We start from the raw sequence: 9157 nt of genomic DNA, 5'->3' as shown, positions 1-9157 counted from the left end.
TTTTACAATTACGAACGATTACAGACAAAATTAAACGGCCTTAGTCCAATGGAATTCAGAACCAAGGCCGCTTAACGACTTTTATTTTTTGTACTGTCTACTTGACGGGGTGCAGTTCATTTTCCTGCTGGAACGCCATATTTTGAAGTGAATAAGCATACTCCGACAAGTGACATCTCGCTAGGAAGGGTTGCTGTGCCAACCGGATTTGTTGCAACGAACTGGCATGAATTCCAAATCCAGACGTATGGCGGTAAAGTCGGATTTGTTGTAGATGGAACGACAATTCTATCGGTTAATGACGGGTCGTACTCCACGGGCGGTGTTGCATTTGGAGGGATTAACTCCACTGTTTTACTAGATGATATCAAGATTATTTCTAATCCGACGTATGTAGAGTATGGTTCTAACTTCAACCTTGGGAATGTTTCGTTATCGGGAACTTATAATCCGAATTATTCGACTTACGGAACAACTGTTAGTGACAATTCACAGCCGGTTACTCTAATCAAACCGAAGCCCGTATTATCAGGCGTGAGTCAGGCTGTGACTTTCAATGGCGTGGATATTACAGCTCATTTCCCTGACTATACCACTGAAGTCGCGCTTGAAAATGTAAAGAACGGAAGAAATAAGCTGGTCATTTCGGAAATCACATCAGCTGGAAGTAAAGACTACACCATTTATATCGATAAAACGTATACGATTTCGTCGGTTGCAGCGATTGCTCCAGTATCTACTGTGCTCGGAACAGCTCCTGTCTTGCCAACGACAACTAATGTTACGTTCGAAGACGGTACGAATCAAACGGCGGCGATTCGCTGGGATCGAATGAGTCCTGCTGCTTACAAGAATACGACAGGCACGTTTACAGTGACAGGACAATTGGTCGGATTAAACGGTAAGGTCAGCACAACGGTAAACGTCGTAGGACTTGAGTCGATCGGCGAACTTGAGGATGTCACCACCGTTGCGGGCACGGCGCCTGTACTAGCGGAAACGATTAGCGCTCAATATACGAACGAATCAAAAGATTTGCCGCTAATATTTGCTGAATTCGATCCGGCCATGTTTGCAAATGCAGGTACAATTATTGCGGTTGCTAACGTTGAAGGATATCCGGGGACTGTCTTGCAAAAGGTTATCGTGGAAGAGGCCCCTGTAACAACAGACTACACCCTAACGGCTACTGGAGCGGACAGTGTTATTGCGGGCAACTCCTTTGATGTCACCTATACGCTCAATAATGTTGCAGAACACGTATATGCGCTGGATCAAACGATCCATTATGATCCGGCACAAGTCGAATTTCTGACTGCGGAAGCCTTGCAAAGCGGATTTACGATCGTCGGCCAGCAAGAAGGAGAAGGCGAGGTTCGCATTCTGCTCGCAAGCTCGGGGGCAGGAGGCGCTATCAAACAGACGGCGCCTGTCCTGAAGCTGAACTTCAAGGCTAATCCGGTTGGCACAAGCGTAACGAGCTCCGTCTACGTAACCGACGCAGCGGTTGCAGACGCAAATGGAATCGAAACGACGGTGGACAACGGTACTCCGCACGAGATAACAATCGTTGTCGTGGACAAAGCGGCATTGCAGACGCTTATTGCAAGCGCGCAAGCAGCGCATGACGCAGCGGCGGAAGGAGCTGGAGTCGGTCAGTATCCAGCAGGTTCGAAAGCAATCCTGCAATCGGCAATTGATCTTGCTAAGGCAGTTGCGGGTCAAAGCGGAGCTACGCAGGAGCAAGTAGATCAAGCGATCGCTCAGTTGCAGGCAGCGTTGCAAGCATTTAGAGACTCCGTCAATGCAGCAGTTGCGGGCGATTTGAATGGCGACGGCAAAGTTAGCCTTGGCGATCTAGGCATCATCGCATCCAGCTATGGTAAGAAGTCGACGGATGCAGATTGGGCGATGTATGAGAAAGCGGATATGAACGACGACGGCAAGATAGATATCGTTGATCTGGCGGCTATTGCTAGATTGATATTGGGTTAACTGCAGGATGGGGGAAGGCGCGATGCCTTCCCCTTTTGTTTTTGACTCCGATTAGTGAAATTCGTGCTTTTTAGAGAACGTCAACAGTGAAAAATCAAAGGAATACTAGCTTTTTGGAGTATCAGGATGAAGCATCGCTTGTTAATATTTGGTTGAGATCCAACTTGTGCAGCATGCACGAGGATAAGGGGGGAAAGCGAAAGAGAGTGTAAAGAGATACGATTTGTAACATGGCCTTGAAGCATGAGGGAATTTCAACGCGTAAAGATTCAAATTCATTTGAGGAGGCAAATCTTTATGAAGCGAATACGTAAAACCGTATCGATCGTTACCGCAACTGCAATTGTAGCAGCCAATGTTATGGCAGGCACTGTACTCTTTGAGGACAAAGCGCACGCTGCTCGAACGAGCGGCACCGCGCCTTACACGAACCAATGGGCGGTTTCCGGTCCTTTTACCAATGAGCAATCTCTTGGAAGCATCGTTCCTGTCATTGGCGAGTCATATGCCAATCCGAACAGCACAGAAACATCCACTTGGCAATATTTCGACGACCGGATCTTCAATCGCAACTATGACGATTACAATGATCTGATGGGTTATTTTGATGTCAAACAGGGGCAGGATACACTCAATAAGTGGGTAGTGGCTGGGACCTATGTTTACAGCCCCGCAGCACAAACGGTTCAGTGGCAGGTAGGCGGTTCGGGTGTGTATAAACTTTTTGCCAACGATATTCTCAGTGGACAACAAACTTCGAGTCCTGGTCGTGTGAGCAAGGGTGGTACCAAATATGCAGTCGATTTAAAACAAGGCTGGAACAAACTTATCATTGGCATTCAGCACAAAAACCCTAGCAGTAATAAGAATTTTTTTGGCTTTTATACAAGACTTTCCGACACCAACGGAAATGAAATTCCTGGCCTCACCTATTCTGTAACGGGACCAAACGTAACAAACAACCAACTGAAAATTGTTACACAGGGCCTTGCAGTTGATAAACAAGCATTTGATGCCCGCAATGGCAATGTCCCGGCCAACGACTATCCTTCTAACACACTTCCATACGCTTACGATGAAAATCCATATGTCTGGATGGTTGGGACAATTAACGGAAATGTGAATACATCGGGTAATGCCCCGCAAGCATCTTCTTTTACATTCCAGGCTGCGGGTGGAAATCCTAGCTACACTTGGGAAATTGCAGATGGTCAGTTGCCGCCCGGTCTGACATTGGCAGAAGGCGGTCACATTGAGGGTAAGGTTTCAGACGGCGCTCACGGCACCTCACAGAAGGATTACACCTTCACAGTGAAGGTAACGGACGCTCAAGGTTCTACTGCAACAAATCCATATACCATCACTGTCAAGGAAAATCCGGTTGATTGGTTTATTGAGGGCAAGATGTCGGGGCTGTCACACACCACCGGCACTTTACCGAACCTTTATGACCCGAACTTCAACTATGACACATGGGCACAGGCAGCTAAAGAATTGGGAATGACCATGCTTTCGACAGAAAGCGTTCAAAACACCATTTACTACTGGCCGTCACCTAATGCCAACTTGACCCCGAACGACAGTAACAAATTGTACAAATACAACGCTTTGTACCAGTCTGAGGACGGCAAATGGCAAGTAAAAGACCGAGTGATGCAGGCCAAGCAGGCTGTTGAGCGTTACGGCATGAAGTTTGGTGTGTATTTGTCGGCACTGTACGAAGGAAAAGAAATTATAGAAAGTGACATCCAAGATTTGGTGGAAAGATACAATCCGTGGTATGTCTTCGTCGATGGTGGTCCTGCAAGCTATTCCAATCCTGACGTGGCATGGAGCTCTGCCCGCAACTATAACGACCGTGTTTTAATTGATGCCAACCCTGATGCGCAAACCGGCGACCAAGATATTACACTCCACGAGCGTCCATTCTGGAATAGTGAGCCTTATAATCACGGTGGCTGGAGAAACGGTATTTTGCCACAGACCAAAAAAGTTGCCCACGAGGAATGGAACGATCCATTTACAACTGGACTCGATATCTGGGCGCAATACGCAGGTGGCAACGAACGTGACAATTGGATTTATTTGGCAAAGGAAATCTTGAACCAATACGGACATGGTTATGTCATGAATTACGACCAGACCTTTGGTAGAACCCGCGGTATGGATAACCTGAAAAGTAGTTTGGATAACACCAATATCTTCTCCATGGTGCCTATTGACACAACTAATTTGCTAGGCATGCGTACTTCCATAGCAAAATGGATGGCAAATGCCGGCAGTCCGGACCTGCGTGAGTCCATGTACGGCACTTTGCCATACACCATGGATTACACCATTAAATCAGGCTGGTATACCGACCCGCAGATGGCTATCGCCCACGGTCAGGGCCCGGATTGGGGTTACGCCATGTCCCGTGACCAGTATGTTTATATGCACATGATCCAAAACCAGATTCCGGGTACGAGCAAGGCAGGATTTACCGGCCAAGCCTCGATGAGCGGAATAGGTCCCTTCGATTACCCGGTTGACAAGGTCGAGTGGCTGAACAAGGGTGTTTCTCTGCCATTCACAACTGAGCAAAACAATGGCAAAACCTATATTACAATTGACACTTCCAGTGTTGTGGCCGACCCTATTGATACAATCGTTAAAATTACAACACAAAACCCTGCAAGAACATACAAAATGACAAGTGTTAAATTGTTCAGCAGCCAAACTGAACCAAACAAACTGAAACTTAGAGCAGAGAGCTATATGAATAACTACACCAATATTTTCGCACCTGCTACACTTAACTACACAAGCGATAAAACAAGTGTAACAACTGTAGACTCTGCAACAGGTTTGGTAACAGCTGTCGGTGACGGTACAGCTACAATCACCGTTACGGCAACCTATGATGATGGTGTGAATGCTCCCCAGGTGAAGACCGACACCTATCCTGTGAAAGTATCGGGCGGTGCGATTTCAGCTGCACTTCCGCTGGTTGGTGTTAATATGATCACAAAAGGCGCTGTGTTATGGGGACAATTCTCCACAAACAAAGACCTTCCTGTGACATTCCAGGGCTTCACAGAAAAGGGCGGCGCGGTTGATATTCTGAACGGCACGAATATCAAGTACCACTATGCAACCGTTGACGGCAACCGTAACAACTCTGCAGGTAAAATCATTGTAACTGAAGTGCCGGCAGATCAAGTACCGTTCGTTGTAAATGGCAGCACCATGCAATTTACAGGTAAAGTTTCCACCCCTACGATGTACAGCTATTGGGCTGATATCACGGTAGACGGAAAGACATTTACATCAACCCGTAACTACATGACGCTTATCCCGGATGCAAACGTAGCAACCGGCATTACGCCGACAGTTACAAGCGACAGCAGTAACGCTGACAAATTATCTGACGGCATCATCAATGATTCTACCGGCGGCAATCTCGCAAAGTGGGTAGCGCCGGCAAGCGACGCAAATCCGAGCATCACGTATGATCTGGGCAAACTGCAAAATCTTAGCCGCGTTAATATTTTCTTCAACCACCACATGCCGAATGCCAACAACGTTACTTACTACAATGTGCCGAATAAGGTAAAGATTCAGTATAGCGTTGACGGAACAAATTGGATAACAGGTAATGAAACAAATACATTGTCCGGCGGTGGATTGCCGTCATCGAAAAATACACTGGCTGTTCCGAAAAGCGATACAACCTTGTATGCTTGGGAGCAAGAGGGCTTGTATTACAACTATCCGGTTGATCCGGACAAATCCGGTGTGCAGGCGCGTTATGTAAGAGTATCCTTCCCTGGCGGCGGTCAAGGCGGCAGCCCGATTGATGTGCTGGAGGTTCAAGTATTCTCATCAGCAGATTTATCAGGACTTGGCAGCATTAAGCTTGATCCGAATATCGGAACGGATCACAACACGGTAACGGTTGATGTAGAAGGTTCTTCCTTCCTAGGCGATCCTCTGGACCTAACCGGTGCGAACATCACGATCACAAGCGAAAACCCGTCCGTTGCAGCAGTTGGCGCAGATGGTGTGATCACAGCTGTTCATGAGGGTAAGGCTAAGATCAATGTATCTGTTAAGCTGGGCGGTAACATCGTAATCGATTATTTCTATGTTACTGTAGATGCTAACGGAAAAATACATCTAGATACTTTCCTGAAAGAAGCAAAGCTTTCTCTAAATAAAACGACAATTCAAGCCAATAAACCAATCATAGCTTCCATTGAAGGCCTATTAAATACAGGAGAAACAACGGATGTATCAAGGGCTGCTGTAGAATATAAATTTAGTGATGAAAGGTTATCCGTTGTTGAGGGCAGCAATACAATCATCGTTAAAGGCGATATAGGTACTGGATTTAATGCGACCGTTGCCGTAAAGGTGACTTTAGACGGGGTGAGCGTTGAAAGTCGTCCTATGACAATTGCTGCAGTTAGGGATAGCATCCCTCAGTCTCAAATGACGGCAACGGCGACAAGTGAGGAATTTCAAGAATTTCTTGGGGGAGACAACAGAGCCCCGATGGCGATTGACGGAAAAATTGACACGATGTGGCACACGAAATGGGATGGTTCCGATGTACTCCCCCAATCGATTACGTTAAACCTTGGAGGAACCTACAATATCGATACAATCGCCTATCTGCCAAGGGAATCAGGCGGCAATGGAACGATTACGGGCTATAATGTATATGTAAGTACGAATGGAGTGGACTTTGCCAAGGTTGCAAGCGGAACTTGGGCAAACGACACGAAAGTGAAATTCGCAAGTATTCCAACGACGAATGCATCGTATGTCAAGCTCGAAGCAACGGCGGGTGCCGGCGGCTTCGCAGCGGCTGCGGAGATCAATGTCTTTAAAGTAAATGATGAAGCCGTGAAAACGATCGTAGATTACAAGTCGGTTGCTGTGGATACGGGCATAGGTAGAATACCATCACTACCTGCACAGATCGAGGCTGTATACAACGATGGAACAACTGGATTCGTTGACGTTGCATGGGCCCCTGTTACTGTAGATCAGGTATCACATGAAGGAGTATTTACAGTAAACGGCACGGTAGCAGGAACCTCGGTTCAAGCCAAAGCGATCTACAGAGTAGCAGCTGATTTCAAACCTGCTCTAAGAGAAGTTAAGCTTTCTTTGAATAAGCAAGACATCAAGAAGAACGAACCGATTGTCGGAACTTTAGTGGGAACATTAAATACTGGCGAACAGGTGGATTTATCAAAAGCTGCTGTAGAGTATGTGTTCAGTGATTCAAGATTAGAGGTTGTTCCGGGCAGTAATACAATTGTGATCAAAGGAGATTTGAATACATCATTCCTTGCGACGGTTAAAGCGAATGTAACTCTGGATGGAGTAACCGTGGAGACCAAGCAGATGACGATTTCAGCTCTAGTAGATGGAAACATAGCCAATATAGCAAATGTATCTGTAAAGTCAGTCAGGGCTAATGGTGATTCCAGATATGTTGGTAGTAAAGCAGTAGATGGTGATAAGAATACAAGTTGGGCATCATCTCCGAGTGATAATACCAAGGCTCCATGGATTCAATTGGATTTCGCTGCTCCATTAACCATCAATAAGGTGAACCTGATAGACCGTGGCCACCAGGTCAATCAGATTGGAGAAGGGCTTTTGGAATGGGAAGGAGGCAGCAGGAAGGTAACGAATATTCTGTGGAATGGAAAGCCTGACAATATCGTCACGTTTGATACGCCGATCGTGACCAGCTGGATCAAATTCACGATTGACCCCGAGAATAAGTTCGCAAATGTAAACGGTTCGGAACAGGGTGAACTTGGTCTTACAGAATTTGAGGTATTTACACCGAATAAAGAATTTGTAAAGTCGATTGTCGATTACAAATTAGCCGCTGCGGAGACGACGCAAGGCGTAATCCCAGCACTGCCTACACAAGTAGAGGCCGTATACAATGATGGAACGATCGGTGCGGTTGACGTTGTCTGGGATCCTATTACACCAGATATGGTAACGAACAAAGGTGTGTTCACGGTTTCAGGTACAGTGGAAGGAGCAGCTGTAAGAGCGAAAGCGGTTGTAACCGTTCTAGAAAAAACTGCACCGGACAGCTACGCCCTAACGGCTACGGGAGACGTAACCGTCATTGCTGGCGATTCCTTTGATGTTACCTACACGCTCAGCAATGTTGCAGAACACGTTTATGCGCTGGATCAAACGATCCATTATGATCCGGCTCAAGTCGAATTTCTGACTGCGGAAGCCTTGCAAAGCGGATTTACGATCGTCGGACAGCAAGAAGGAGAAGGAAAGGTTCGCGTTCTGCTTGCTAGCTCGGGGGCCGGAGGTGCCATCAAACAGACGGCACCTGTACTGAAGCTGAACTTCAATGCGAAGTCGGTTGGCGCAAGCGTAACGAGCTCCGTCTACGTAACCGACGCAGCGGTTGCAGACGCAAATGGAATCGAAACGATGGTGGACAATGGTTCCCCGCACGCGATTGAAATTGTTGTCGTGGACAAAGCGGCATTGCAGACGCTTATTGCAAGCGCGCAAGCAGCGCATGACGCAGCGGCGGAAGGAGCCGGAGTCGGTCAGTATCCAGTAGGCTCGAAAGCTCAATTGCAAGCGGCCGTTGATCTTGCTAAGGCAGTAGCGGGTCAAGGCGGAGCTACGCAGGAGCAAGTAGATCAAGCGATCGCTCAGTTGCAGGCAGCGTTGCAAGCATTTAGAGACTCCGTAAATGCAGCAGTTTCGGGCGATTTGAATGGCGACGGCAAAGTTAGCCTTGGCGATCTAGGCATCATCGCATCCAGCTATGGCAAGAAGTCTACGGATGCAGATTGGGCGATGTATGAGAAAGCGGATATGAATGACGACGGTAAAATAGATATCGTTGATCTGGCAGCGATTGCTAGATTGATTCTGGGTTAACTGCAAGAGGGGGGGGGAGGCCTATGGGCTTCCCCCTTTTTAACATTCTCGTATAAGTTACTTTGTTCATGCGCTAACGGATGCCGTGGAGCCTATTGGGTGTAAAAATAGGGGGATCCGTTGCTAACGGTTGCCTTAGAGCTTATTGGGTTCACAAACAGGTGAAATGGACGGATTCCCACCAAATAGCCTCGCTCACAACCGTTAGATTATAGAAATGTGTTCAACA

Annotated in this window: 3 protein-coding genes; all 3 read left to right on the top strand. The window is 47.1% G+C overall.

Annotated elements, in window-relative coordinates; translation table 11 throughout:
• A partial coding sequence (locus RB620_RS30385) for an IS3 family transposase (RefSeq protein ID WP_374121433.1) occupies positions 1–75 on the top strand: 75 nt, incomplete at its 5' end.
• Positions 76–195: 120 nt separating this feature from the next.
• On the top strand, positions 196–1995 hold the full coding sequence (locus RB620_RS19355; protein ID WP_308097148.1) for an Ig-like domain-containing protein: 1800 nt from the start codon (positions 196–198) through the stop codon (positions 1993–1995).
• Between the two features lie 297 nt (positions 1996–2292).
• Complete coding sequence (locus tag RB620_RS19350) at positions 2293–8928, top strand: discoidin domain-containing protein (protein WP_308097146.1); 6636 nt, start codon at positions 2293–2295, stop codon at positions 8926–8928.
• Positions 8929–9157: the final 229 nt, after the last annotated feature.

It is taken from the genome of Paenibacillus sp. LHD-117, from assembly GCF_030929555.1.
Taxonomy (GTDB): domain Bacteria; phylum Bacillota; class Bacilli; order Paenibacillales; family Paenibacillaceae; genus Pristimantibacillus.
Note: the sequence above shows the minus strand (reverse complement) of the source record. Positions and strands in the feature narration are given on the sequence as shown.

Excerpts from the sequence above, each read along its gene's own strand:
- RB620_RS19350 (WP_308097146.1), top strand. The coding sequence starts at position 2,293 with ATGAAGCGAATACGTAAAACCGTATCGATCGTTACCGCAACTGCAATT.